Source organism: Citrobacter amalonaticus, from assembly GCF_002918555.1.
GTDB classification, from domain to species: domain Bacteria; phylum Pseudomonadota; class Gammaproteobacteria; order Enterobacterales; family Enterobacteriaceae; genus Citrobacter_C; species Citrobacter_C amalonaticus_A.
Genome location: NZ_PQMB01000004.1, coordinates 38,754 through 65,697 on the forward strand (window position 1 = coordinate 38,754; position 26,944 = coordinate 65,697).

At 55.2% G+C, this 26,944-nt stretch carries 24 protein-coding genes; 9 read left to right on the forward strand and 15 right to left on the reverse strand.

The features are described 5' to 3' along the window. Positions 1-7: 7 nt before the first annotated feature. Together dapD and C3432_RS17985 are read left to right on the forward strand one after the other, a co-directional pair. A complete protein-coding gene (gene dapD, locus C3432_RS17980) occupies positions 8-832 on the forward strand; it encodes a 2,3,4,5-tetrahydropyridine-2,6-dicarboxylate N-succinyltransferase (RefSeq protein WP_103777928.1) in 825 nt (274 codons plus the stop codon). Positions 833-942: 110 nt separating this feature from the next. Further along, entirely contained in the window at positions 943-1,332 is a 390-nt protein-coding gene (locus tag C3432_RS17985) for a DUF3461 family protein (protein ID WP_103777929.1), read from the forward strand. A gap of 63 nt (positions 1,333-1,395) precedes the next feature. Here the strand turns inward: C3432_RS17985 and cdaR are convergent, their stop codons facing one another. The 3 genes from cdaR to dgt all read right to left on the reverse strand — a co-directional run bounded on the left by cdaR (position 1,396) and on the right by dgt (position 5,792). Continuing rightward, positions 1,396-2,553, reverse strand: a complete 1,158-nt coding sequence (gene cdaR / locus C3432_RS17990) for a DNA-binding transcriptional regulator CdaR (RefSeq protein ID WP_103777930.1) — start codon at positions 2,551-2,553, stop codon at positions 1,396-1,398. A 155-nt stretch (positions 2,554-2,708) separates the two neighbouring features. Continuing rightward, complete coding sequence (degP, locus tag C3432_RS17995) at positions 2,709-4,145, reverse strand: serine endoprotease DegP (protein WP_103777931.1); 1,437 nt, start codon at positions 4,143-4,145, stop codon at positions 2,709-2,711. Between the two features lie 129 nt (positions 4,146-4,274). Continuing rightward, positions 4,275-5,792: a dGTPase gene (dgt, locus tag C3432_RS18000; protein WP_103777932.1), complete on the reverse strand. Its 1,518-nt coding sequence runs from the start codon at positions 5,790-5,792 to the stop codon at positions 4,275-4,277. Positions 5,793-5,875: 83 nt separating this feature from the next. Between dgt and mtnN the strand changes: the two genes are divergently transcribed. From mtnN to C3432_RS18015, 3 genes are all read left to right on the forward strand, one after another. Beyond that, complete coding sequence (gene mtnN, locus C3432_RS18005; protein WP_103777933.1) at positions 5,876-6,574, forward strand: 5'-methylthioadenosine/S-adenosylhomocysteine nucleosidase; 699 nt, start codon at positions 5,876-5,878, stop codon at positions 6,572-6,574. Next, positions 6,567-7,385, forward strand: coding sequence for a vitamin B12 ABC transporter substrate-binding protein BtuF (gene btuF / locus C3432_RS18010; RefSeq protein ID WP_103777934.1), 819 nt, complete (start codon positions 6,567-6,569; stop codon positions 7,383-7,385). Before mtnN ends, btuF begins: the two co-directional genes overlap by 8 nt. A gap of 186 nt (positions 7,386-7,571) precedes the next feature. Next, complete coding sequence (locus tag C3432_RS18015) at positions 7,572-8,195, forward strand: TRIC cation channel family protein (RefSeq protein WP_103777935.1); 624 nt, start codon at positions 7,572-7,574, stop codon at positions 8,193-8,195. An 85-nt stretch (positions 8,196-8,280) separates the two neighbouring features. On the opposite strand, the gene erpA is transcribed toward C3432_RS18015, so the two are convergent. From erpA to clcA, 3 genes are read right to left on the reverse strand one after another with little or no spacing between them, the layout of a single operon-like run. After that, positions 8,281-8,625 (reverse strand): iron-sulfur cluster insertion protein ErpA, encoded by a 345-nt coding sequence (gene erpA, locus C3432_RS18020; RefSeq protein WP_012904541.1) that lies wholly within the window; start codon positions 8,623-8,625, stop codon positions 8,281-8,283. After that, positions 8,622-8,756 carry a small protein YadW gene (gene yadW, locus C3432_RS28385; protein WP_374755477.1) on the reverse strand — a complete coding sequence of 45 codons (135 nt, stop codon included), beginning with the start codon at positions 8,754-8,756 and terminating at the stop codon, positions 8,622-8,624. The genes erpA and yadW overlap by 4 nt, the downstream gene beginning before the upstream one ends. After that, the gene (gene clcA / locus C3432_RS18025; RefSeq protein ID WP_103777936.1) at positions 8,707-10,128 is read right to left on the reverse strand and encodes a H(+)/Cl(-) exchange transporter ClcA; all 1,422 of its coding nucleotides are present in this window, start codon (positions 10,126-10,128) and stop codon (positions 8,707-8,709) included. Before clcA ends, yadW begins: the two co-directional genes overlap by 50 nt. 151 nt (positions 10,129-10,279) lie before the next feature. Between clcA and hemL the strand changes: the two genes are divergently transcribed. Beyond that, positions 10,280-11,560 (forward strand): glutamate-1-semialdehyde 2,1-aminomutase, encoded by a 1,281-nt coding sequence (gene hemL / locus C3432_RS18030; RefSeq protein ID WP_103777937.1) that lies wholly within the window; start codon positions 10,280-10,282, stop codon positions 11,558-11,560. Between the two features lie 84 nt (positions 11,561-11,644). On the opposite strand, the gene fhuB is transcribed toward hemL, so the two are convergent. The 9 genes from fhuB to hrpB all read right to left on the reverse strand — a co-directional run bounded on the left by fhuB (position 11,645) and on the right by hrpB (position 24,793). After that, the gene (fhuB, locus tag C3432_RS18035; protein WP_103777938.1) at positions 11,645-13,627 is read right to left on the reverse strand and encodes a Fe(3+)-hydroxamate ABC transporter permease FhuB; all 1,983 of its coding nucleotides are present in this window, start codon (positions 13,625-13,627) and stop codon (positions 11,645-11,647) included. Continuing rightward, entirely contained in the window at positions 13,624-14,514 is an 891-nt protein-coding gene (gene fhuD / locus C3432_RS18040; protein WP_103777939.1) for a Fe(3+)-hydroxamate ABC transporter substrate-binding protein FhuD, read from the reverse strand. Before fhuD ends, fhuB begins: the two co-directional genes overlap by 4 nt. Beyond that, positions 14,514-15,311 carry a Fe3+-hydroxamate ABC transporter ATP-binding protein FhuC gene (gene fhuC / locus C3432_RS18045; RefSeq protein ID WP_103777940.1) on the reverse strand — a complete coding sequence of 266 codons (798 nt, stop codon included), beginning with the start codon at positions 15,309-15,311 and terminating at the stop codon, positions 14,514-14,516. Before fhuC ends, fhuD begins: the two co-directional genes overlap by 1 nt. Positions 15,312-15,358: 47 nt before the next feature. Next, the gene (fhuA, locus tag C3432_RS18050; protein ID WP_103777941.1) at positions 15,359-17,611 is read right to left on the reverse strand and encodes a ferrichrome porin FhuA; all 2,253 of its coding nucleotides are present in this window, start codon (positions 17,609-17,611) and stop codon (positions 15,359-15,361) included. A gap of 489 nt (positions 17,612-18,100) precedes the next feature. Next, positions 18,101-18,334 carry a hypothetical protein gene (locus C3432_RS18055; protein ID WP_146050926.1) on the reverse strand — a complete coding sequence of 78 codons (234 nt, stop codon included), beginning with the start codon at positions 18,332-18,334 and terminating at the stop codon, positions 18,101-18,103. Then, on the reverse strand, positions 18,331-18,810 hold the full coding sequence (locus tag C3432_RS18060) for a DUF2778 domain-containing protein (protein ID WP_103777943.1): 480 nt from the start codon (positions 18,808-18,810) through the stop codon (positions 18,331-18,333). The genes C3432_RS18055 and C3432_RS18060 overlap by 4 nt, the downstream gene beginning before the upstream one ends. Then, positions 18,807-19,298, reverse strand: a complete 492-nt coding sequence (locus C3432_RS18065; RefSeq protein ID WP_103777944.1) for an Hcp family type VI secretion system effector — start codon at positions 19,296-19,298, stop codon at positions 18,807-18,809. Before C3432_RS18065 ends, C3432_RS18060 begins: the two co-directional genes overlap by 4 nt. A 362-nt stretch (positions 19,299-19,660) precedes the next feature. Beyond that, positions 19,661-22,192, reverse strand: coding sequence for a bifunctional glycosyl transferase/transpeptidase (gene mrcB / locus C3432_RS18070; RefSeq protein WP_103777945.1), 2,532 nt, complete (start codon positions 22,190-22,192; stop codon positions 19,661-19,663). Between the two features lie 177 nt (positions 22,193-22,369). Beyond that, entirely contained in the window at positions 22,370-24,793 is a 2,424-nt protein-coding gene (gene hrpB / locus C3432_RS18075; RefSeq protein ID WP_103777946.1) for an ATP-dependent helicase HrpB, read from the reverse strand. A 73-nt stretch (positions 24,794-24,866) separates the two neighbouring features. Between hrpB and thpR the strand changes: the two genes are divergently transcribed. The 3 genes from thpR to dksA all read left to right on the forward strand — a co-directional run bounded on the left by thpR (position 24,867) and on the right by dksA (position 26,909). Next, positions 24,867-25,397, forward strand: coding sequence for an RNA 2',3'-cyclic phosphodiesterase (thpR, locus tag C3432_RS18080; protein ID WP_103777947.1), 531 nt, complete (start codon positions 24,867-24,869; stop codon positions 25,395-25,397). Positions 25,398-25,435: 38 nt separating this feature from the next. Beyond that, positions 25,436-26,149, forward strand: coding sequence for a DNA/RNA nuclease SfsA (sfsA, locus tag C3432_RS18085; RefSeq protein WP_103777948.1), 714 nt, complete (start codon positions 25,436-25,438; stop codon positions 26,147-26,149). Between the two features lie 304 nt (positions 26,150-26,453). Continuing rightward, on the forward strand, positions 26,454-26,909 hold the full coding sequence (gene dksA / locus C3432_RS18090; RefSeq protein WP_003829221.1) for an RNA polymerase-binding protein DksA: 456 nt from the start codon (positions 26,454-26,456) through the stop codon (positions 26,907-26,909). The last annotated feature ends 35 nt before the right edge of the window (positions 26,910-26,944 follow it).

The following is a 26,944-nucleotide window of genomic DNA, read 5'->3' on the forward strand; positions in this document are numbered from 1 at the left end:
TTTAACAATGCAGCAGTTACAGAACGTTATTGAGACCGCTTTTGAGCGCCGCGCCGGGATCACTCCGGCTAATGTGGATACGGTTACCCGTGAAGCGGTTAACCAGGTTATTTCTCTGCTGGATTCCGGCGTTCTGCGTGTCGCAGAGAAAATCGACGGCCAGTGGGTGACGCATCAGTGGCTGAAGAAAGCGGTTCTGCTCTCTTTTCGTATTAACGATAACCAGGTTATCGACGGTGCGGAAAGCCGCTACTTCGATAAAGTGCCGATGAAATTCGCCAGCTACGACGAAGCGCGCTTCCAGAAAGAGGGTTTCCGCGTGGTTCCGCCTGCGGCGGTTCGTCAGGGGGCGTTTATTGCCCGCAACACGGTACTGATGCCATCCTATGTGAACATTGGCGCCTACGTTGATGAAGGGACAATGGTCGACACCTGGGCAACCGTGGGTTCCTGTGCGCAGATCGGTAAAAACGTGCATCTGTCCGGCGGCGTCGGCATCGGTGGCGTACTGGAGCCGCTACAGGCCAACCCAACCATCATCGAAGATAACTGCTTCATCGGCGCACGCTCCGAAGTAGTGGAAGGCGTGATTGTTGAAGAAGGTTCCGTCATTTCTATGGGCGTGTACATCGGTCAGAGCACACGTATCTATGACCGCGAAACCGGCGAAGTACACTATGGTCGCGTTCCGGCAGGGTCCGTTGTCGTTTCCGGCAACCTGCCATCGAAAGACGGCAAATACAGCCTGTATTGCGCGGTGATAGTGAAGAAGGTCGACGCCAAAACGCGCAGCAAGGTGGGAATTAACGAACTGTTACGCACCATCGACTAACAGCGATCTGAAAAAGCGGGCCTGGCCCGCTTTTTTTACCTCTGCAGGTGGCGGAAATAAAACTTTTCGTTAATTATTCAAAGGTTATGTTGAGATTAAGGATACCGAAAATGTACGACAATCTGAAAAGTCTGGGCATTACCAATCCTGAAGAAATCGATCGCTACAGCCTGCGGCAAGAAGCCAACAACGATATCCTGAAAATCTATTTCCAGAAGGATAAAGGCGAATTCTTTGCCAAGAGCGTCAAGTTTAAATATCCTCGCCAGCGTAAGACAATCGTTGCCGATGGCGTCGGTCAGGGTTACAAAGAAGTGCAGGAAATCAGCCCTAACCTGCGCTATGTGATCGACGAGCTGGATCAGATCTGCCTGCGCGATCGCACGGAAGTCGATCTTAAACGCAAAATCCTTGATGATCTACGTCATCTGGAAAGCGTTGTCACCAATAAGATCAGCGAAATCGAGGCGGATCTTGAGAAGTTAACGCGAACCAAATAGATCGTCTGTCGCCCGGTGGCGCTCATCGCTTACCGGGCCAACAAACCGCGTTCATCCTGCATATCACCTTTGCTCATCCAGCTGCAGCGCCACATACAGTAATAACCTGTCGTCAAAATTCCCCAGATCCAGCCCGGTCAACTCAGAGATACGGTTCAGACGGTACTCCAGCGTATTGCGATGGATGAACAGCGCTTTTGAGGTCGCCAGCGGCTGTACGTTATGGCGAAACCATGCCGCCAGCGTCCGCCGCAGCAGTCCGTTGTTATCCATTGCCTTCAGCCTGGCCAGCGGGCGCGCCAACTCATTGGCCTGCCAGCCGCCGCGCAGACTGTCGAGCAGGACCGGCAGCATTAAATCCTGATAGAAATAGCTGCGGCTTTCCGGCATCCGCTGCTTCCCCACCATCATCGTCGTGCGTGCGGTGCGGTACGAACGGGCAATACTACCGGGACCAGTGAAGTAATTACCGAGCGATACGCGAAAACGCAGCTGACCGTTCTCTTTCATCCGGGCAATAAGCTGTTCAACGCGCTTACGGTGATCTTCAGCATCCCAACGACCAAACGAGTTCAGCGCGGGTTTCAGCACCACCATCTCAGTCAGCGAGACAATGGCAATCAGGTTGTTACGTTCAGGGGTTGTTAACGCATTCTGTAGCTGCTGCAACTCAGCCATCGCGCTGTCAACGCCGAGTTGCCCACTGTCGACCTCCACTACCGCCACCACCCGCGGCTGATTAAGATCGATCCCCAGACGCTGCGCCCACTCGGTCAACGCCGGAGTATTCTCTTCCGCCTGGATCAGGTTCATCACCAACTCTTCACGCAGACGACTGTCCTGCGCCAGCAGATGCATCAGGCGCGACTGCTCAAGCATCATCTCAGCGGTCATACATACCAGCTCACCGTACTTACGCAGATGCTCTGGCTCGCCGGTAAGTCCGATAACGCCCACGATTTCACCTTCAAGACGCAGCGGCAGGTTTATCCCCTGACGCACGCCATGCAGGTGCCGCGCGACCGCATCATCAATGTCCACCACCCGTCCCTGAGAAAGTACCAGCAGCGCCCCTTCGTGCAATTCACCAATACGCTCGCGATCGCCGCTGCCGATAATCCGCCCACGGGCATCCATCACGTTGATATTGGTATCGATGATGCGCATCGTGCGCGCCACGATATCCTGCGCCATTTTGGTATCGAGATGCCAGCCAGCCATAAATCCCTCCTGTGAGCAGAGCCCAAGCTTAAGGAAGATAGCTGTTGTCGGCATTGTGCAAATGCACAAAGCAAAGCAGAGAAGTATGGAGTTGTGGAGGGCTTCACAGAATAAAGGACAACCCCTTCCCTGTTACAGGAAGGGGTTTGAGGAGCTTACTGCATCAGCAGGTAGATAGAGCTGTCGCCACGCTGGATATTCAGCGCCAGCACAGACGGCTTGCTGTCGAGGATTTTGCGCAATTCAGCGATGTTTTTTACCGGCTGCTGGTTAGCGCCAATAATCACATCACCTTTCTTAAGGCCAATCTGCGCGGCCGGGGTATTCGCTTTCACGTTATTCACCACCACGCCTTTATCCTGACCTTTGTTGCTCATCTCTGCACCTTCAATACCGCTGAAGATAGAGCTGGAATCAACCTGAGTCTGGCTGCTCTGCTGCAGTTCCAGATTCACATTAACCTGCTTGCCATCACGCAGCAGGCCAAGGCTGATTTTGCTACCAACCGGCATCGTGCCAACCTGCGCACGCAGCGCGGCAAAGCTGCTGATCGGTTTACCGTTCAGTGAGGTAATGACATCCCCGGCTTTAATACCGGCTTTTGCCGCTGAAGAGTTCGGCATCACCTGGCTGACGAACGCACCACGCTGAGCGTCAACTTTCATCGCTTTTGCCAGCTCAGAGTTCAGTTCCGTCCCCATAATACCCAGCTCGCCACGTTTCACCTGGCCATACTCCACCATCTGGGAAGTCAGGTTTTTAACCATGTTGCTGGGGATCGCAAAACCGATACCAATATTGCCGCCATCCGGCGCAAGGATCGCGGTGTTAATCCCAATCAGTTCGCCGTTGAGGTTAACCAGCGCACCACCGGAGTTACCCCGGTTGATTGCGGCATCGGTCTGGATAAAGTTTTCATAGTTTTGCGCATTAAGGCCGCTGCGGCCCAGCGCAGAAACGATACCGGAGGTTACCGTCTCACCCAGACCAAACGGGTTACCAATCGCGACAGTGTAATCCCCCACACGCAGCGCGTCGGAATCTGCCAGCTTAATCGCCGTCAGGTTTTTCGGATCCTGAATCTGGATCAGCGCGATGTCGGAGCGCGGATCTTTGCCGACGATCTTGGCATCAAATTTACGCCCATCGCTCAGCTGGACTTTAATCACCGTGGCATTATCCACCACGTGGTTGTTGGTGACGACATAGCCTTTCGCGGCATCAATAATGACGCCGGAACCCAGCGCCATAAATTTCTGCTGCTGACCGCCGCCCTGCTGCGCGCCACCCTGCCCACCGCCCTGGCAGAACGGAGAACTCTGGAACGGAGAACCGTCCTGGCAGAATGGAGAATCATCACCAAAGAACTGCTGGAAGTTACGCGGCATACGCGGCGTATTCACGGTTGTGCTACCTTCCACGTTAATGCTGACCACCGATGGCATCACTTTTTCGAGCATCGGTGCCAGACTTGGCATCTGCTGAGCGGTTGTTGCTGAAGATGAAGTCTCAGCCGCCGTCGCAGAGAGCGGAGATAACGCCAAACCTAAACTCAGAGCCAGTGCACTCATTGCTAATGTGGTTTTTTTCATGTGTTCCAATCTCAATTAACAGATAACGCAAAATTGCTGTGTACGTCAGATTCATTTTATAGCGCGAAGTTCCGGACGGAAGTTTCTGCAAAAGGTAAAAATTTATTGTCCGTCTTTACAAAAGACTGTTTATTGTTCGACCGCCATCAGACGCCGATATTCATCCCAGGCATAGAGGTCAGTCATCCCGCTGATATAATCCTGGATCAGGCGACAGCGATAATAATATTCAAGAACCGAATAGCCAGGTGAATCTGAAGCTAATTTACTAACGGCTTCAATGTAGGCCAGGCGGTGGCGCGTCGAGAGCTTGTGGAATAAGCGAGATTCGATAGGAAACCGCTTAAGCCGTTCTTTTTCCACCAGCTCAGTAAAGTCTGTAAGCGACATATTTAATAGTGGACTGTAAATTTCCAATAATCCGCTAATGACCCGGTACCCCTGTAGCTCCAGTTGTTCTACATCCGGATGGCTAAACACATGTTTTACCGCCACCTTCTTATAAAGTTCCAGCAGACGGCTGAAACCACTGGCATCCTCAAGCAGCGCCTGGTTAAAGGTCCCGGCAAAAATCTGCGGCAAATTGTCAATAAACCGTTGGGCAGCATAAGGCACCAGTTTATTTAGCGTATTCACCCGTAAATACATAAAGAACTGATCTTCCGTGCTGCGACTTAATGAATTAGAACGTGATTTCTCCCAGGCGTTTTCAACGACCAGCGCAAAGAGAGAGCCTTTCTCATGATTTCCCCACGTCTCGTAGAGATGATGATAGAGTTGTTCCACGCTGAAAATACGTTTCTCTACAGCGTCTTCCAGATCGGCCACACAATAAGAGATATCGTCAGCGGCCTCCATAATCCAGGCTAACGGAAAACGGCTGTAAGGCGCCAAATCCAGTTCTTTACGCAACCTCGCAATATACGGTTCTTCAGAAAGGTAGTAGCCCGGCTTTTTCATTAAATAGTCGTGTGTAGAGGGGGTTTCGCCTCGCCACCACGCTGGCCGCGTATATTTTAAAATCCCACCGACCTGTGCCCATGTCAGGTTCATTCGCATTAAGGTATGTACCAGACGAATGCCCTGGGCATTACCTTCAAAATGGCACAGATCCTGGCGCACCTTTCGCCGGGTTTCATTGAGCGACTCTTCACCTTCGCGCAGGCGCAGCGCCGCAACAGCACAGCGGTCCTCGCTGAGCGGCTGGCTCTCAGTGTCTCCAGGGTGCAGACGCTGACGGAACCAGTCATTTATCGCCGCTTCGCCAAAATGACCAAAGGGAGGATTACCAATGTCGTGCATCAGGCAGGACATTTCCACGATACTCTCAAAGGGGCCGGTCAGTTCATCCAGACCGTAGGCCTCCAGCCGCTTCTGCTCCTTTAGTCGACTCAACACCTCTTTAGCGATATAGCGCCCCACCTGCTGAACTTCCATCGAGTGGGTAAGACGGGTTCGTACTGCGGCATTGCGCTCGAGCGGGAAAACCTGCGTCTTTTGCTGGAGGCGGCGGATCGCCGGAGAGTTGATAATGCGCCCGCGATCGCTTTCAAAGATACGCAGTATTTCATGCTCACTCTTCACACCCTGCGGTGAACGATAACGACGACGCCAGTTTATTTTGTTCCGGAAATCAATCTGTGCCATGTCCACTCCCGCGTGAGAAATGCGCTTCCCCTTAAGCGCATGATAGACTATGCCCTCAAATCTGGGTTATCGCGAGTAAATCTATGAAAATCGGCATCATTGGTGCAATGGAAGAAGAAGTTACGCTGCTGCGTGACAAAATCGAAAACCGTCAGACTCTCACCCTGGGCGGTTGTGAAATTTATACCGGCCAACTGAACGGAACCGAGGTTGCGCTACTGAAATCAGGCATCGGAAAAGTTGCTGCTGCGCTGGGTGCGACGCTGCTGATTGAGCTTTGCAAGCCGGATGTCATTATCAACACCGGCTCCGCTGGTGGCCTGGCCTCAACGCAGAAAGTCGGCGATATCGTGGTGTCTGACGAAGCGCGTTATCACGACGCTGATGTCACCGCGTTCGGTTACGAATTTGGTCAGCTTCCGGGCTGTCCGGCAGGGTTCAAAGCCGATGAGAAACTGGTGGCCGCCGCAGAGTCCTGCATCAATGAACTCAACCTCAACGCGGTTCGCGGGCTGATCGTCAGCGGCGACGCCTTCATTAACGGGGCCAAAGCGCTGGAGAAAATCCGCCACAACTTCCCACAGGCCATAGCCGTTGAAATGGAAGCCACGGCGATTGCGCATGTCTGCCATAACTTCAGGGTCCCTTTCGTGGTGGTTCGCGCCATTTCAGACGTGGCCGATCGGGAGTCTCATCTCAGTTTCGACGAATTCCTGGTGGTTGCTGCGAAGCAGTCGAGCCTGATGGTCGAAGCCCTGGTGCAGAAACTGGCGCATGGCTAAATCATTCACCAGGGCGCTGGCCGCCCTGCTGTTAGCCCTTCCGGTGTGGCTTAATGCCGCACCGCGCGTTATTTCCCTCTCCCCAGCCAATACCGAACTCGCCTTTGCCGCCGGGATCACCCCGATAGCCGTCAGCAGCTACTCCAACTATCCGCCACAGGCACAGAAAATTGAGCAGGTTTCCACCTGGCAAGGAATGAATCTGGAACGCATTGTGGCACTGAAACCGGATCTGGTGATTGCCTGGCGCGGTGGCAACGCTGAACGACAGGTCAATCAGCTCTCTTCGCTGGGCATTAAAGTGATGTGGGTCGATGCCGTTACCATTGAGCAAATCGCCGATACGCTGCGCCAGCTCGCAGCCTGGAGTCCCGAGCCGGAAAAAGCAAAACAGGCCGCACAAACCCTACTGGATGAGTATTCTCAGCTAAAATCCCGCTATGCAGAGCAACCCAAAAAGCGCGTGTTTCTCCAGTTTGGCATCAATCCCCCCTTTACCAGCGGAAAAGGCTCCCTTCAAAACCAAGTCATTGAATTGTGTGGCGGGGAAAACATCTTTGTTGGAAGTCGGGTTCCCTGGCCACAGGTGAGCCGGGAACAGGTGCTGGCAAGAGATCCTCAGGCGATCGTCGTCGCAGGGAATTCGGACGAAATTCTCAAAATCAAACAATACTGGGGAAATCAGTTAAAAATTCCGGTTATTCCACTCAACAGTGACTGGTTTGAACGCGCGAGCCCGCGTATTATCCTCGCCGCAAAACAACTCTGTAATGCGCTTTCACCTATAAATGATACACAACATCATTCATGATGCATCGAGGCGGCAGGCGAGGAAAGCACCAGGAGCATAGATAACTATGCGGCTGGTTTTTCAATACTCTGAATAATTCGGGTTGCGGGAAGGGACTGACTAACAAAGCCAACGCCCGGCAACCTGAAGTATGACGAGTATTAACGCAGCCAACAAAGAGGCAGCCTGAAGAGTGGGGATTCGACGATGCTCGTCTATTGGCTGGATATTGTAGGCACAGCTGTATTTGCTATCTCTGGCGTATTGCTGGCCGGAAAACTGCGTATGGACCCATTTGGCGTGCTGGTATTGGGCGTGGTCACCGCCGTTGGCGGCGGGACTATCCGCGATATGGCGCTGGATAATGGGCCGGTTTTCTGGGTAAAAGACCCCACCGATCTGGTGGTCGCCATGGTCACCAGTATGCTGACAATCCTGCTCGTTCGTCAGCCCCGACGGCTGCCAAAATGGATGCTGCCGGTCCTGGATGCCGTGGGTCTGGCAGTATTCGTTGGGATTGGCGTGAATAAGGCGTTCATTGCCGGTACCGGCCCGCTGGTGGCTATCTGTATGGGAGTGATTACCGGCGTCGGCGGCGGGATTATCCGCGACGTCCTGGCACGTGAAGTACCGATGATCCTGCGTACCGAAATTTACGCAACAGCCTGTATTATCGGCGGGATTGCGCACGCCACGGCGTTTTATACCTTCTCCGTCCCCCTGGAGACAGCAAGCATGATGGGGATGGTCGTAACGTTAGCCATTCGACTCGCGGCGATCCGCTGGCATCTGAAGCTGCCAACGTTTGCCCTGGATGAAAACGGACGTTGATTGCCTGATAGCGCTACGTTTATCAGGCTGCAGTGCGTAGGCCGGATAAGGCATTTATGCCGCTATCCGGCATGACAGACAGCAATCAGATGCTAAAGGAAGAACCACACCCACAGGTGCTTTTTGCGTTCGGGTTGGTCACGACAAAGCGGGAACCTTCCAGCCCTTCGGTATAGTCTACAGAACCGCCCACCAGATATTGCAGGCTCATCGGGTCAACGACCAGACCCACACCCTGCTTCTCAATGGTCATATCACCTTCGTTGACCTGGTCATCAAAGGTAAAACCATACTGGAAACCGCTGCAACCACCGCCGGTGATATACACGCGTAATTTCAGGTTCGGGTTATCTTCATCAGCGATCAGGCTTTTTACTTTATTGGCTGCTGCTTCAGTAAATTGCAGTGGCAGTGCTACGTCATCACTCATATTTTTGCTCCAAACGACACCGGCAATTGGGCAAAATCCAGCCCAATATTGGCGACATTATCTAATACCCTGGTAATTCGTTCAAGTATTCTCGCCAGCGGTAGCCGCCTGGCTTTTAGCTGCCTGCTCAGCGTCCTGCTTCGCCAGGGTGCGCGCGAGGATAGTGGAGTATAGCGGTTTTCCGCCCAGGAATTGTGCCAATAGTGTTGCGCCCAGGCAGGTAATAATCATTGGCAAAATGAGCTGATAGTTATCTGTCATCTCCAGCACCAGCACTATTCCGGTTAACGGCGCACGAACCGACGCGGCTAACAGTGCCCCCATTCCGGCAATGGCAAAGGTACCGGCCTCCAGATGATACTGCGGAAAAAACAGCGCCGCAGCCGTACCAAATGCGGTCCCCAGTAACGTCCCCAGCGCCAGCATAGGGGCGAATATCCCTCCCGGCGCGCCGGAAGAGAAGCACAGTAGCGTGGTAATGACCCTGGCGATAAAAATAAATAACAGTAGCCCAACGCTGAAATTTCCGGCCGCTGCGACAGGGATCAGGTTAAACCCACCGCCTGCCGCTTCCGGCTCGATAAAACCAAGGATCCCGCACAGCCCGCCGATCACCCCGCCCATCAGCACCCATTTTTTAATTTCACCGCCATGAAAGCGCTGGAACATGTCCTGGGTTTGGATCACCATTTTATTAAATAGCGGGCCGACACAGCCAAAAATCATCCCCAGAATCAGGTACAGCCACAGAGTGTTTACTGGCGCACTGGAGAGTTTACCCACCTCAATAATCGGCGCTTCGCCATTAAAAATGCGGAACACAATGCTCGACATGATCACGCCGGTGAACACCGCTTTGATCGAAATAAGGTTGTAGCGAAACTGCGGGCGCATCTCTTCAATAATAAACAAAATGCCCGCCAGCGGCGCATTGAACGCCGCACAGAGACCTGCCGCCGCACCGGTTGCCAGCAGCGTATGGCGCGCTTCTGCGCTGCGCATACGAAAGACATCCAGCACCATACGGCCTATATTGCCGCCAATCTGTACGGTAGGTCCTTCCCGTCCCAGCACCATTCCCGCGCCGAGCGTCCCCATCCCACCGACAAATTTGACCGGCAGCACGCGCCACCAGCGCACGGGACGGAGTTCCTCCAGCGCCCCTTCAATCTCCGGGATCCCTGAACCGCCCGCCTCCGGAGCAAATTTGCGTACCAGGAAATACCCCACCATTGCAAGCCCGGCCGAAAGGATGAAGGCCAGCGGCCAGAGTAAAAACGGGTGATCGACAACATGAACCAGGGTGCCGATGCGCATATTTTGTACCCAGGAGACCGCTTTTTCGAACGCTACGCCAACCAGTCCGGTCACTGTGCCCACCACCGCGGCCATCAACAGGATCGCCAGCGGCGTTTTATCCCGTTCGAGCAGTCGGCGGATCTGATCCCTGTGCCGTAAACGCACCATTTGCTGTGCTTCAAAAGAGGGGGTTTCTGTCTTCATCAGATGATTATTAATTGGTAATACAAATACGGAAACGGCATTCTACTCGCCTCTTTTGCGAAAATCCCCTGCAAATCGTATTGTTTCAAATGCAGATAACTTTACTTAGAATAGCGGGCATTCACTTTTTCTACGAACCAGGAACCCATCCATGAGTAAGTCTGAAAATCTCTACAGCGCAGCACGTGAGCTAATCCCCGGCGGCGTTAACTCCCCTGTTCGCGCCTTTACTGGCGTGGGTGGAACTCCGCTGTTTATTGAAAAAGCGGACGGCGCGTATCTGTATGATGTCGATGGCAAAGCCTATATCGATTACGTCGGCTCCTGGGGACCTATGGTGCTGGGCCACAACCATCCGGCGATCCGTAACGCGGTAATCGAAGCGGCAGAGCGGGGCTTAAGCTTTGGCGCACCCACCGAGATGGAAGTGAAAATGGCGGAACTGGTCACCGAACTGGTGCCGACCATGGACATGGTGCGGATGGTGAATTCCGGTACGGAAGCGACCATGAGCGCCATCCGTCTGGCGCGCGGTTTTACCGCTCGCGATAAGATCATCAAATTTGAAGGCTGCTACCACGGTCACGCCGACTGCCTGTTGGTCAAAGCAGGTTCCGGCGCGCTGACGCTGGGCCAGCCGAACTCACCAGGGGTACCGGCTGATTTTGCCAGACATACCCTGACCTGCACCTATAACGATCTGGCCTCCGTCCGCGCCGCGTTCGAACAGTATCCGCAGGACATCGCCTGCATCATCGTAGAACCCGTCGCTGGCAACATGAACTGTATCCCGCCGCTGCCGGAATTCCTGCCTGGCCTGCGTGCGTTGTGCGACGAGTTCGGCGCGCTGCTGATTATCGATGAAGTCATGACCGGTTTCCGCGTGGCGCTGGCTGGCGCGCAGGATTACTACGGCGTGGTGCCGGATCTCACCTGTCTGGGCAAAATCATTGGTGGCGGTATGCCGGTGGGGGCTTTTGGCGGTCGTCGCGATGTGATGGATGCGCTGGCGCCAACCGGTCCGGTTTACCAGGCGGGAACGCTTTCCGGCAACCCGATCGCGATGGCGGCGGGTTTCGCCTGTCTGACCGAAGTCGCCCAGCCGGGAATTCACGAAGCGCTGAACGAACTGACAACACGCCTGGCGGAAGGCCTGCTGGAAGCCGCACAGGAAGCCCATATTCCGCTGGTGGTAAACCACGTTGGTGGAATGTTCGGGATCTTCTTCACCGATGCCAAATCCGTGAACTGCTACCAGGATGTGATGGCCTGCGACGTAGAGCGCTTTAAGCGTTTCTTCCACATGATGCTGGACGAAGGGGTCTACCTGGCGCCTTCGGCTTTTGAAGCGGGCTTTATGTCCGTGGCGCACAGCACGGAAGATATCAATAACACCATCGACGCCGCGCGCCGGGTGTTTGCGAAGCTGTAAGTGACAGGCCGGGTGACGTTTACGCTTACCCGGCCTGCAGTTGAGCCACAGGCCGGGTAAGACACTTACCGCCATCCGACAAAATTAACGACTCTGCTTTCTCAACAGATAGATAAAATACGGCGCGCCGATAAACGTCGAGAGTAGCCCCGCCGGGATCTGATACGGGAACAGCACCATTCTGCCGCACCAGTCGGCAAAGACCAGCAGCAATCCCCCAGCCAACGCCGACATCACGATATGCGGCATCGTCCGACGAAAACCTGACATGCGCGCGATGTGCGGCGCCATCAGACCTACGAAGCTCAGCGGCCCGATGGTCATCGTGGCCGTCGCCGTCAGACAGGCGGCCAGCAGCAGCAGACCAATACGTGACGGCGTCAGCGCTATCCCGACCGCTCTCGCGGTATTGCCGCCTAGCGGTAAAATCGTCAACCAGCGGCGACACAGCGGCGTGATTGCCAGCAGGATCGCCATGACGATCCCGGTACGTAAAACCTGCTCACCGGAGGCGTTATAGGTTGAACCTGAAATCCAGGTCAGGATCTGCGCCATCCGCGGATCGCCGCTCGCCTGTAGCATCATCAGCAGCATGGTAAATGCGGTACTGAGCGCCATCCCGGCCAGCAGCATCCGATGCGGAGAGAATCCGCCACGCCCGGCAGCAACCATGATGATCAGCAGCGTGACCGCCGCGCCGAGGCTCCCGGCAGGCAGCAGCCAGCCAAAGGCGTTTCCCGGCACCAGGAACAGCATCAATACCACGCCAAACGCCGCACCGGAGCTGATGCCCAGCACTTCCGGACTTGCCATCGGGTTTCCGGTCAGACGCTGAATAATACAGCCCGCTACGGCCAGCATCACACCGGCAATCATCGCCGCCAGAATGCGCGGCCAGCGCCAGGGCATCAGATCGTCCAGCAACGCTCCGCTTGCCCACGTCCAGCCATGCGCGTCACGGCCAAAAGAGAGCGCCACAAACGCGCCGAGCAACAGTAATACTCCGCCAGCCAGCGCAAATCTCAGCACATGCTGACGTTCTGCCGCTACGCGATCGCTGACGTTCATATCCGGCGCGCTTATGCTGCGCAGACGCGGCAGTAGCCACAGCAATAGCGGTGCGCCAATCAGGGCCGTGACGGACCCCGTGGAAACCTCTGTCCAGACGCGGGTCAGCCAGAGAATAATTTGATCGGAAAGCCAGAGGATCAGCGCACCAATCAGCGGGGCCAGCATCAGACGCGCCAGCAGCCGTCGCGCACCGAGCATCTTCGCCAGCAGCGGCGCAAACAGTCCGATAAAGCCAATAATCCCTACCGCGTTAACCAGCAACGCGCTGAGAACAATCGCCAGCGACAGCGCTGCCAGGCGCGCCATCGACAGCGCCAGACCGAGATTGCGCGCAACGCCGTCGTCCAGCCCCATTAAGGTCAACGGGCGCAACAGCAGCAGCGTGAGTATCACCCCGCCCAGCAGCTGCGGCCACAGCCGCTGTACGCCGCTCCAGTCGGTCTGGGTCAGCGTCCCGGTGCTCCACAGGAACATACTTTGCAACTGATCGTGGTGGAAGATGACCATCAGTTGGTTGATCGCCCCACAGTAAAGGCTAACCACCAGCCCCGCCAGGATCAGCGTAACCGGCGAGAGCCGTTTGCCCCAGGCGACACCAAACACCAGCGCCCCAACAATGCAGGCTCCCGCCAGGGCGGCAGATTGCGCCGCCAGTGCGCCGGGAATCGCCCACAGCGTGGTGACCGTAATCCCCAGCTGCGCCCCGGTCGCCACGCCAAGCGTTGTCGGCTCCGCCAGCGGGTTACGCAGCACCTGTTGAAACAGCACGCCCACCAGCCCCAGTCCGGCACCGACCAGCAGGGAGATCGCCAGGCGCGGGAGCAGGCTGTAGTGGAAAATCATCTGCTCGATAATATCAATATCCGGCGACCAGAGCGCCTGCTGCCACTGACTGCGCGGCAGGGCAATGGAGAAGTTCACCCAGGTCAGCCAGGCGGCAACCACAAACAGAATCGCCAGCAAAAGCATCGGGAACAGCGCAATACGTTTACTCACGTCCGGCCTCCCAGCGCATTATCCAGAATGCGTACAAAGTGCATGGTCGACAGCGTCGCGCCGTAGAACCAGACGGCAGGCACGCGCTGGAAACGTCCGGCACGCACAAATGGCATCGCCTGCCATAACGGCGTCGCCATCAGCGCTTCCATCTCATGGTGATTACCGTGATCAAAGCAGAGCACGTCGGCATCTTTGTAGACCGCCAGCCTGTCGATTCCCACCACGGTGCTGCCCCAGAAGTTGGTTTCCCCCTGCCAGGCATTGCGAATGCCGTACTCATCCAGCACCTCCTGGAACAGGCAGTTTGGACCAAAGATCAGCATATGGCGCGGATCGAGCAGAGTCATCAGCAGCAGAGGACGCTCCCCACGCTGCACAAAGCGTGGCTTCATGCTTTCGATAAAGCGGTCATACTCCGCCAGATGACGTCTTGCCGCGGGTTCAAGGTTCAGTATCTGCGACATCTCTACGAGCGACTTACGCGCCACCGCCAGCGGCCGCTTGCCGTCACTGAAGTTGAACCCGCACCCAGGCGCAATGCGCGCCAGTTTTTCAGGAGCAGGGCCATAGCCTGCCGACCAGACCATAAACGAGGGCTTCATTTCGGTCAGCAGTTCCAGATTGGGTTCTGTACGCAGTCCGACATCAATCACCGAATCCGGCAACGGCGGCTCGTTAACCCACAGTCGGTAATTGGGAATATCCGCCACGCCGTACGGTGTGATCCCAAGCGCCAGAAGCAGCTCAACCGGCAGCCACTCCAGCGCCACGATACGCTGCGGATCGACGGACGCCGCACGCGCCTGCCCCATTTGCCAGAGCAGCGGAGAAAGCGCCATCGCCGTTAATAAACGACGACGAGTAATATGTTGTAACTCACTCATTACCAGACAAAGCTCACGGGTGCGGCACCGGCCGGATGAGGCAAAATCCCCATTGGGATGCCGTAAATCAGCGCCAGGGTTTCAGCACGCATCAGTTCGGCTGGCGTTCCCTCAGCAATCATTTCCCCTCCGCGCAGCGCGACTAAGTAATCGCAGTAGCGGGCTGCCATATTGATATCATGCAGCACGGCGACTACCGTTAATCCGCGCTGTTGACTGAGACGATGTACCAGCGCCAGCACGTCAACCTGATGGGCAATATCCAGCGCCGAAGTCGGTTCATCCAGCAGCAGACAGCGGCTATCCTGCGCCACCAGCATGGCAATCCACGCTCGCTGACGTTCACCCCCGGAGAGACTGTCCACCAGACGATGCGCCAGCGGCTTCAGGCCCACAAGCGAAATGGCCTCTTCCACTTTCTCTCTGTCCGCCACGCCAAAGCGCCCAAGTGCACCGTGCCAGGGATAGCGACCTATCGCTACCAGTTCGCGCACCGTCATCCCTTCTGCCTGCGGCAACTGCTGCGGCAGATAAGCGACCTTACGGGCAAACGCCTTGCTGTTCCAGCTGTCCAGCGGCTGAGAGTCGAGCAGAATATCCCCTTCTGACGGCGGTTGATGGCGTCCCAACATTTTCAGCAATGTGGATTTACCGGAACCGTTGTGACCGATTAAACCGGTGACTTTACCCGCAGGAAAGGTTAACGAGAGAGGATGCAACAGCGTGCGCCCAGGCACACGAAAAGAGACATTGTGCAGTGCAAAAGTGGTATCGGAATGATTCACGTGTTCCTGCATAACAGCCAACTTGTAAAACGGGCACGCAAAGCGTGCCCAAAAAGAAATTAGAAACGGAAAGTTGCTGTAGCAACAACCTGACGCTCCGCGCCCCAGAAGCAGCCATAGGTGTTAAAGCAGCTGGCGACGTATTCACGATCAAACAGGTTGTTCACATGCAGCGCCACGTTGGAACCCGCCATACCGACGCGAGCCAGATCGTAGCGTACCAACGCATCCACCAGCGTATAGCTCCCCACTTTGAAGGAGTTTGCCGGATCGCCATAGCTGGAGCCCGTGTAACGAACCCCGGTACCCAACGTCAGTCCGGAAAGCGCGCCATCAAAGAGGGTGTAATCACCCCACAGTGATGCCATGTGTTTTGGCATCTGAGCAGGCGTGTTGCCTTTGTTGTTGGTGTCGGTGGTGTATTGCGCATCGGTGTAGGTATAAGACCCCACCACGTTGACGCTTGCAGACAGCGCCGCTTTCGCCTCGATTTCCACACCGCGTGAACGGATCTCACCGCCTTCAACCGAGAAGAACGAACCGGCCGGATCGGCCATCAGGTTGTTGGTTTTGGTCAGCTGATAGACCGCACCGGTAACCACAATGGGACGATCGCTCGGGACGTATTTTACGCCAGCTTCGTACTGTTTCCCTTTAGAAGGGGCGAAAATATTACCGCTTGCGCCTACCTGTGAAGTCGGTTCAAACGATTCACTGTAGCTGAAATAAGGCGTTACGCCGTTATCAAACAGGTAGTTAACGCCACCACGCCAGGTGAACTGGTTATCATCACGGGAATCCGGCACGCCAGAAACGCGGTTCAGAGAGTCCTGTTTGGCCCAGTCGTAACGGCCGCCCAGCGTCACCAGCACCTTATCCCACTGCATTTGATCCTGCACATACAGGCCAGTCTGCTGCTGTTTGTTCAGCACCTGATACGCGCCAGAAGGTCCAGGATGTGAACCGAAATCAAAGTCGCCGCGATCGAGGTTATAGATATCGGACGGCGCAACTGACCCCGCATAACCAAACCAGGAGTCGATATCGTTACGCATACGCATATAGTCAACGCCAGTCAGCAGCGTGTGATCTAAAGAACCGGTAGCAAACTTGCTTTGCAGCTGAGTATCGACAGAGAAGTTCTGTAATTTCTCATTATCAATCACATACTGACGCGTCAGCGTATGTCCCCACTGCGACTGCGGAACGCTGGCGCAAGGACTGGAGGCAGGATTGCCCGAATAGAGCGGATCGGAGCACATGCCGTAGCCATACACGCTGTTCTGTGAAACCTTGTTTTGCGCGTAACGCAGGTTCTGCCGCACGGTAAAGGTGTCGTTAAATTCATGGTCGAAGCTGTAGCCCACCATTTTCTCGTTACGAGAGGAGGTATTGTTGTTCGCGCCTTCGTTGAAATCAGTCGGGAGACGCTTACCGTTCGGCAGCTTAGACACCGTCCCCTCTTTTGGCAGCCAGCCGTAGTAGCCCGTTTCAGGCTCGTTCTGGAAGTAAGAAAGGAAGGTAAAGTTGGTCTTATCATCCGGACGCCAGGAGAAAGACGGTGCGATGGCATAACGCTGTTCTTCCGCACCCTGCTGCTGCGCATTGGCTGAGCGCGCCAGGCCGGTTAAGCGATAAGAGTAAACGCCGTCATCATCCAGCGCATCGCTGAAATCAAAACCGGTCTGGAACAGGCTGTCAGTGCCCATTTTGAACTGAACTTCTTTCAGCGGTTCCGTGCCTGGACGCTTGCTGACCATATTCAACAAGCCGCCTGGGTTACTCTTTCCGTAAAGAACAGAAACCGGACCGCGCATGACTTCCGCACGCTCCAGCATATAAGGGTCGATCACCGCGTCGTTGTAGAAGTTGCCCTGCATCTTCAGGCCGTTCAGATAGTTATTCTGGCTTTGGCCGTCAGCGGCAAATCCGCGGATAATCAGGTAATCATAGGTATTGGAGGCGCCACGGGTCCCCACCGCCACGCCAGGGGTATAGCTGAGCGCCTCTTTCACCGATTTAGGCTGGTGTAAGGCCATTTCTTCTGCGGTTACAACAGAGATGGACTGCGGCACCTTTTGAATGGGGGTATCTGTTTTTGTCGCCGTGGCAGATTGTCTGGCCGCGATGGTTGCCGCGGGTCCCCAGGCACTCTCTTGCGGAGCAGGCGCGGCGGTGACGGTAATGGTTTCTTCTTTTTTCGGTTCAACCGCCGCCTGTGCATAGACAGACATGCCGCTAACCGCTGTGGCTACTACAACTGCGATTTTACGCAGCGAGTGATTTGGCTGAGCAGTTTTAAGACGCGCCATTGGTATATCTCTGATGTAAAGTGAATGATAACGTAAACGAGAATTATTATTATGACGGCAGCATAATAGGCGAAAGATTGGCGCGATAGCAAGTAGTACGCGCCCCTACAAAAACTAAGGGGTTAAGAAACAACCAGATGAAAAGAAAGGGTTAATAATTTATTCTGGAATGTTAGCGCATAAAAATCTATGGTCACCCCCGTTTTTGCAACACAGATTTTGATTTATGATGGGCTTGCGTAAATCTATTCGGCGTCTGGTGAGCAGTTATGCCCGCGCCACGATGAGTTCCGCACCTGCCGAACCTTAAAAACCCGTCGGCTTCCAGGAGCCATTTTTTATGTCAGGTTCATCAGCAGGCCGATATGCCGTTCATGTCATCAATTATCTGATGGTTCCCTCTAAAATAGAACACTCCGCCAGCGTACCGCTCACAGGGTGGGGTGACCATCTCATTAGCCCCGCTCAGCAGGGCTTCTCAAGTCGCTATTACTTCAATAGCCGATACACGTAGATGAACGCCAGCAGCGCAGGGAGCAACGCCACCAGCCAACCCGATATCAGCAGCAGGTCAAGTGTGTTCTCGTCGCCACGAAGCGCCAGCGCGTTACTTATCGCATAAATCCACAGCAGCGGCGCATTGTAAAACCAGACGGCGGAGATTGACACAAACGCCACCAGCCCGGCGAGGCCGCTCATGAATATCGCTATCAGCTTCCTCATGTGACCGTAATTGTTCCATACGCTTTAAAACTGGTGCAGGGCACTGGGATCATCGTCGTTTTCACTAATGCCTCCCGCAGATAATCAAAATCACTGAGGTGCAACAGAGTAATACAACCCTCGCTGAGTCCGCGAGGCCCAACCGGGTGGAGGCGAAAACTACCCCGCTTAACTCCATCAATAAACACACTATCATCGATCTGCCAGTCTTCTTTATACAGTGCGAACCACATTGAACGGTCAGTACCGTAGAAATTTTTGAGCCCAAAATCCGTTATAGTGCCAAGCCTGCCGCCGCTTTGGCGACCAACGATGAAGTAACGCCCGGGAGGTATGGGGCCAATATTTTTTCTTCCAGCCATCGTCACGTTATTGCGCCCGTACAGCTGACCAGAAAACGCAGGGAAGTTTCCAACACCCAGAACGGTGAGTATCGATGAGGGGAGTCCGTTCAACGCGTACCGGGCAATGATCATGCAGTTACCCTGATATTCCAGCCATCAGTATATTGGATATTGCCATCACAGTGTTTCCAGGTGATTTTTTCGTAACGTAGCTCTATCGCCTCCAGATGATTATGCTTTTCCATTGAGGGGTTTTTAACGTTATGCATCACCGGCGTGATACCAACGATCTTCACGTTCTCAAGGAACATGTTGAAGTACTCAACTTCCTGGCCTGCATCGTTGATTTTGTACCACTTAATTTCAGCTGACTTGAGCGTTTGACCGGTAGCAACAGCGCGGTAGAGATAGGGAGAAGATGAGTCAAACTCTTTCTCTATGGTAAGGGGGGAGTGCATTCGCGTGCCAGTAAGCTTTCCTGTGTTGCTATCCGTAGGAATGTGAAGTCCGTGACCAAACGATAAAACCTCAATGCTTCCCTCTCTATCTCGTATATCAACGGAGCCTTTGATATCTGCACCGCCATCATCTTTCAGCCATAAATACGCGGGTATTGCCATTATTTTATCTCCTTATAAAACAAAGGATATTACGCCTGAGAGATGGAGCTGATTAAGGATTTTGTGCTTACCACATTACGCTGCCACCAGCACAGTAAAGAGTCCACCTTCTTAGAAGGTGGCTTTGACCCGGCACCCTAAAAGGGGGCTAAAAACATTTATTCCCCATTCTTTAGTATTGTTTCTGATTGCATTACCGAGAATAACCGCACTGCTTCTCTGAATTATCCGGGTATAAGGTGAAACATTTCCGCATCGGTTTTCTTCGGGCTATAGCCCTACAGGAACAATCACCACCTCCCCAGGAGGTGGTTTAGGGGTGACAAAAAACCCGCCGAAGCGGGTTTTTACACTGTGGGCAATTAGTTACTGCCAAACATGTCTTTAATCCAACCGGCAACGCCGTCGCCGTCCTTCTTCTCCTCTTGCGCTGGCTGCTGTTGCGGCTGCTGCTGAGAAGACTGATCGAACGGATTCCCGGTCGGCTGCGGCTGTTGCATCATTTCACCCTGCTGGCAGAGCGAATCTGGATCGGCGGTCCAGACCGGCAGCGTACGCGTTCCACCGCTGCACACAAAGTTGCCGTCGTAATCTACGCCCATATCAACAATGTCTTCCGGTGGCGTGAGGGTCAGCGGCGTCGGCGTCTGATTCGCCAGATAACGCTGATAAATCGACATCGCCCCGCTCGCGCCATACAGTTTAGTCGGCTGGTTGTTGTCGCGCCCTACCCAGGTGATAGTGACCTGGCTGCCGTCGATACCGGCAAACCAGGTATCCACATTGTTGTTTGTCGTCCCGGTTTTCCCCGCCAGATGCAGACCCGGATACTTCGCGCCCAGCTGGCGACCCGTACCGCGCTGCACCACCTGCTGCATCGTCCACAGCGTCATATATGCCGCCTGTGCCGGAACGGCACGTTCAGCCTGCGGGAAGCTCTGGTACAGCACGGAACCATCTTCCGCAATCACCGAGCGCAGCGCAGAAAGCGGCGCACGATTACCGCCGCTGGCAATGGTCTGGAAGGCCTGCGCAACTTCAATCGGCGTCAGGTTCAGCGCCCCCAGCAGCATTGCCGGAACCGGATGCAGCTGATCTTTCGGTACCCCCAGTTTTATCCAGGTATCCGTCACCGCAGGCAAGCCCAGCGCAATCCCCAGATTGACCGTCGGCACGTTCATCGAACGCGTCAGGGCGTCCACCAGCATAACCTTACCGCTCTCGCTGTAGCGGCGGTCGTCGTTCTGCGGCGACCATACCTGGCCGTTTGGCTGACGCAGCGCAATCGGCGCATCGGCAATCCAGGTATTCAGACGATAAAGCTTCGGCTGGCTCAACGCCGTCAGATAGGTAGCCGGTTTTGCCAGAGAACCAATCGAACGACGCGCCTGCATTGCCCGGTTGTAACCGGCAAACTGCGGCTCCGCCCCACCAACCATCGCCCGCACTTCGCCGCTAAAGCGGTCAACCACCACAATCGCGGTTTCAAGATCGCTCAGCTTGCGCTGTTTCTTCAGTACCGGAATTCCCTCAACGGCCGCTTTTTCCGCCGCATCCTGCGCTACAGAATCGAAGGTGGTGAAGATCTTCACGCCGGAGAGATCTTTCACTTTATCGCCCAGCTTCGCCTGTAGCTCCTGACGTACCATCTGCATGAAGGCGGGCTGTGGCGAGATCACCCCACCGCGCGGCTGCACGCCCAGCGGACGCGCGCTCAGCATGTCATACAGCTCCTGGTCGATAACCTGCTGCTGTTGCAGCAGACGCAGCACCAGATTGCGTCGCTCCAGCGCCAGTTTCGGGTTCCGCCACGGGTTATAGATTGACGCCCCTTTCACCATCCCCACCAGCAGCGCCTGCTGATCGAGGCTCAGCTCTTCCACCGGACGACCAAAGTAGTACAGACTCGCCAGCGGAAAACCGCGGATTTCATTGTCGCCGCTCTGACCGAGATAGACTTCGTTCATGTACAGCTCAAGGATCCGATCTTTGCTGTAACGCGCATCCATGATCAGCGCCATGTAGGCTTCGTTCGCTTTACGCCAGTAGGAGCGCTCGCTGGAGAGGAACAGGTTTTTCACCAGCTGTTGCGTCAGGGTACTTGCCCCCTGCACCGTCCGACCCGCGGTCAGGTTTGCCAGCACCGCACGCCCGATGGAGTACAGGCTGATACCATCATGCTCATAGAAGTGACGGTCTTCGGTCGCCAGCAGCGTGTCCACCAGCAGATCCGGGAAGCCGCTGCGCGGCACAAACAGGCGCTGCTCCCCGTTAGGCGATGAAAGCATGGTGATCAGACGCGGATCGAGACGGAAGAAACCGAACTGGCGGTTATTATCCATGTTGACGATGGTTTCCAGATGACCGCCGTCAAAAGTGAGACGTGCGCGCACCTGTCCTTCTTTGCTATCCGGGAAATCAAACGGACGGCGGATCATCTCGATGCTGTTCGCCTGCACGGTAAACTCGCCGGGCCGCGTCATCTTCGTCACCTGGCGATACTGCGTCGCTTCCAGCAGTTTCACCATTTCGTTTTTGCTGACGGACATATCTGGCTCAAGATTCACCATCCGGCCATACACGGCCGCAGGCAGCTGCCAGACTTTACCATCAATGCGACTGCGGATTTTTTGATCCAGATAGACGCCGTAAATGGCAATCAGCACCAAAAAAACGATCGACAGTTTTACCAGCAGCCAGAACCAGCCGCGCTTACCACGAGGCTTACGCCCTTTGCCTTTACCTTTACGCGGCATCGGTTCTTCATCCTCATCGTCATCATCATAATCGTCGTCGTACTCTTCATCTCTGAGCTGACGACGACTCACCTTTTGTTTCACCGGACGCGAGGGTTTCCCTTTGCGTCCAATTGGCTCGCGATCATTCCCGGCCATGCTTTTTCTCCGCAACGTTCAGGCGCAACGGCCTGATTCTCTGTTCTTCCGTCAGACAACAGAAGAAGAAATCTCTCAATTATGGGGCTTTTTTGCCGGATGGCGGCGAAAACACCTTATCCCACCGGCATGTCCCGCAGACCTTAGCGCTTCGCGCCATCAGGCAAATCAGGACCACTACGAATACTTTTTGGTGCGCCGCGTCGGCGCGGTATTCGCCGGATCGTCTGGCCAGACATGTTTGGGGTAGCGCCCCTTCATCTCTTTTTGCACTTCCTTATACGCCCCCTGCCAGAAGGCGCTCAAATCACGTGTAATCTGTAACGGTCGCTGCGCGGGCGACAGCAGTTCCAGCACCAGCGGCACGCGCCCCTGCGCGATGGCTGGCGTGACCGCCTCACCAAACATCTCCTGCATTCTGACCGCCAGAACGGGGGAGTTATCCTCATGATAGCGAATGGCTATCCGGCTTCCCGTCGGCACAGTGTAATGTGTGGGCAGCGAAGTCTCCAGACGTTGATGCATGGGATAGTCCAGTAACCCACGCAGCGCCTGATGAACATCAAGGGATTTCAGACCACGCAGTGAGTGAACGCCAGCCATATGCGGCAGCAGCCACCGCTCCAGCGTCGCCAGTAATGTCGCCTCATCCACGGCGGGCCAGTCATACTCCGGCAGCCATTTTGCTGCACACTGCAACCGTAAACGCAGTTGCTCCGCTTCTGTAGTCCAGCTGAGGACAGTTAACCCCTTGTCGCGGATCCCGTTAAGCATCGCCTGATGCAGCTCCTCTTCAGAAGGCTTCGCCAGCGGCTGTACTTTTACCGTAAGTTGCCCAATCCGCATTCTGCGCCATGCTTTCAGCGTGCCCTGCGCGTCATCCCACTCGACAGTATCCGACTGCGCCAGCAGCTCAGGACAGCGTTGAACCAGCACGTCAATGTCCAGCGGTAAGGCCAGCAGAATACGCGCATCCGGCGACACGCTGCCCTGCAACAACAGAGGGGCTATCAGCCACTCATGCCGCCCCAGGGCATCGTCAGCCTCCAGCGCGGCCCCCATGCCGTTTGCCAGCTGGTAGCGACCATCCTGACCGCGCCGCCGTGCGATACGATCGGCAAACGCCCGTGAGAGAAGCGGCGCAATCAGCGTCGCGTCAGCGTCACCGCCGTGCGCATTAAGACGCTTCAGTAATTGCAGGCTGCGCTGCTGCCAGGCGGGATGATTACGCGAAAACGCCACGCTGAGATCGCTGTTTCCCATTCGCGGTGGTTCTTCGAGGATGGCAGCAAGCTGCGCCGCGGTCGCCGCCTCGTCAGCATTACCGGCGCTTATAAGCATTGCGGCCAGACGCGGGTCGTTACCCAGCGCCGCCATTTTCTGTCCTGCCGCACTCAGCCTCTCGCCATCCAGCGCGCCCAGCATCTGTAACAGCCGCTTTGCCGCCTGTAAATTCCCCGCCGGGGGCAGATCCAGCCAGGTGAGCTGGGTCGGGTCGCTGCATCCCCACTGCAACAACTCCATCAGCAACCCTGAAAGATCGCTTTGTAAAATCTCAGGGTCGCTCTGGGCGGCAGCGCGTTCGGCCTGCTCTTTTTCCAGCAGATGCAAACAGATGCCGGGCTCCAGTCGACCGGCGCGTCCCGCTCGCTGGGTCATGGAGGCCTGACTCACCCGCTGGGTGACCAGTCGCGTCAGCCCGGTGCGGGCATCGTAACGGGCCACGCGCTCCTGGGCGCAGTCCACCACCAGACGAATTCCCTCAATGGTCAGGCTGGTCTCAGCAATATTGGTTGCCAGCACCACTTTGCGCATCCCTGCCGGGGGCGGCAGAATCGCTTTGCGCTGCTCATTTAGCGATAACGCCCCGTATAACGGACACAACAGCACATCGTCGCCAACGCGCGAACGTAGCTGCTCCTGTACGCGCTGGATCTCCCCGACGCCGGGCAGAAACAGCAGCAGCGAACCGGCCTCATTACGCAACAGTTCCGCAGTTGCAGACGCGACGGCTTCATCAAAACGCATTTGTGACGCCAGCGGCTGGTAGCGGCGCTCAACGGGAAACGCCCGACCTTCAGAGATAATCACCGGCGCTGCGGGTAGCCGCTGTTGCAGCCGATCGTTATCCAGCGTTGCGGACATGATCAGCAGCGTTAAGTCATCCCGCAGCCCTTGCTGCACATCCAGCAGCAGCGCCAGCGCCAGGTCGGCCTGCAAACTGCGCTCGTGAAATTCATCGAGGATCACCAGCCCGACGCCGTTCAGCTCCGGATCGCGTTGGATCATTCGGGTCATCACCCCTTCGGTGACCACTTCCAGGCGCGTCTTTGGCCCTACGCAGCTTTGCGCACGCATCCGGTAGCCAACCGTCTCGCCGGGCTTTTCATTCAGCTGTTCCGCCAGGCGTTGCGCCACGTTGCGCGCCGCCAGGCGACGCGGCTCCAGCAGGAGAATTCGCCCCTGAACAGCACTCAAAAATTGCAGCGGTAGCCAGGTTGATTTACCGGCTCCCGTTGGAGCACTCAGCAACACCTGCGGTGCGCTCCCAAGGGCGGCAAGCAGTTCAGGCAATACGGCGGCAACAGGCAACGACGTCACAAATGGCTCCAGAGGGTTAACATTCTTCGCGCTGCATTGTAGCATCGCGTTAATTCATTACCGAGTATCCATCATGTCTGAGTCCAAAAGGCTGTTCTTTGCGATTGAATTGCCTGGCGCCGTTCGGGAGCAAATTGTTCACTGGCGTGCGGAACAGTTCCCCGCAGAAGCCGGGCGTCCCGTTGCAGCAGAAAACCTGCATCTGACGCTGGCATTTTTAGGCGAGATCGGCGCCGACAAACAGCAGGCGTTATCCACCCTTGCCGGACGCATTCGCCAGCCGGGATTTACGCTCGCGCTTAACGATGCCGGACAGTGGCTGCGGTCGCGCGTTGTGTGGCTGGGGATGCGCCAGCCGCCGCGAGGACTGCTGCAACTTGCCAGTATGCTACGGTCGCAGGCGGCGCGCAGCGGCTGCTATCAAAGCCCACAGCCGTTTCATCCACACATTACGCTACTGCGTGACGCCAGCCATGCCGTCGCAATCCCACCACCGGGTTTTTGCTGGTCATTTCCGGTCAATGAATTTGCGCTCTACGCCTCTTCATTCAAACGGGGCCGTACGCATTACACGCAGTTGCAACACTGGACGCTTGCCGAATAATCAGAGCCTGATGGGCCTGGCTCTTAAGGATATATGCAATGGAATTTACCCCTCCACTTCAGCGCGCCACGTTGATTCAGCGCTATAAACGTTTTTTAGCCGATGTGATCACACCAGACGGCAGAGAATTAACATTACATTGCCCAAATACGGGAGCGATGACCGGTTGTGCAACACCTGGTGACACGGTCTGGTATTCGACTTCAGAAAAAACTGAACGCAAATATCCGCACACATGGGAATTAACTCAAACTCAATCTGGCGCGCTCATTTGCGTTAATACATTGTGGGCAAACAGACTCACGAAAGAGGCGATTCAGGATGGGCAGATTTCGGAACTTTCAGGCTACAGCGTATTAAAAAGCGAAGTAAAATACGGCGCCGAACGCAGCCGTATTGATTTTATGTTACAGGCAGACTCCCGCCCGGACTGCTATATTGAAGTGAAATCGGTCACGTTAGCGGAAAATGAACAAGGTTTTTTTCCCGATGCCATCACTGAACGAGGTCAGAAACATCTTCGGGAACTGATGGGCGTAGCGGCGGAAGGCAAACGCGCAGTCATATTTTTTGCCGTTCTGCATTCTGCCATTACACGGTTTTCACCCGCGCGCCATATCGATGCAAAATACGCGCAATTGTTGATTGAAGCACAGCAAAAGGGGGTAGAGATTCTGGCTTATAAAGCGGAACTTTCTGCCGAAACAATGACTCTTAATGAGCCATTACCCACTGTTTTATACTCTACATAATTCGAGTTGCAGGAAAACGCGTAGTCGTTTTGAACAGCGCTTGTGCTGGCCCCGAAGGGGCGAGGCCCAGAGATGGGCCGGGTAATAAAGCCAACGCATCTGCAACCTGAAGTATGACGAGTATAGTTGTGGTGTAACGACTGGCGAATTAGTATTCTGGCCGCGTGCGCAAATACGCTTTTCCTCACAGGGTTGTCAAGTGTTACGTTTAGATAATTGCTATCCGGAAAAGCTTCTGCTATTTATAGCGACCTGATTTTTCCCCGAACATGGGGATCGATAGTGCGTGTTAAGGAGAAGCAACATGCAAGAAGGGCAAAACCGTAAAACATCGTCCCTGAGTATTCTCGCCATCGCTGGGGTGGAGCCGTACCAGGAGAAACCGGGCGAAGAGTATATGAACGAAGCCCAGCTGTCGCACTTCAGGCGTATTCTTGAAGCATGGCGTAATCAACTTAGGGATGAAGTCGATCGCACCGTTACTCATATGCAGGACGAAGCAGCAAACTTCCCCGATCCGGTTGACCGCGCCGCACAGGAAGAAGAGTTCAGCCTCGAACTGCGTAACCGTGACCGTGAGCGCAAACTGATCAAAAAGATCGAGAAAACGCTGAAGAAGGTTGAAGACGAAGATTTCGGCTATTGCGAATCCTGCGGTGTGGAAATTGGCATCCGCCGCCTGGAAGCGCGTCCCACAGCCGATCTGTGCATCGACTGCAAAACGCTGGCTGAAATTCGCGAAAAACAGATGGCGGGCTAATCCCCACCGTTTCATAACGTTACAACAGGCGGGGA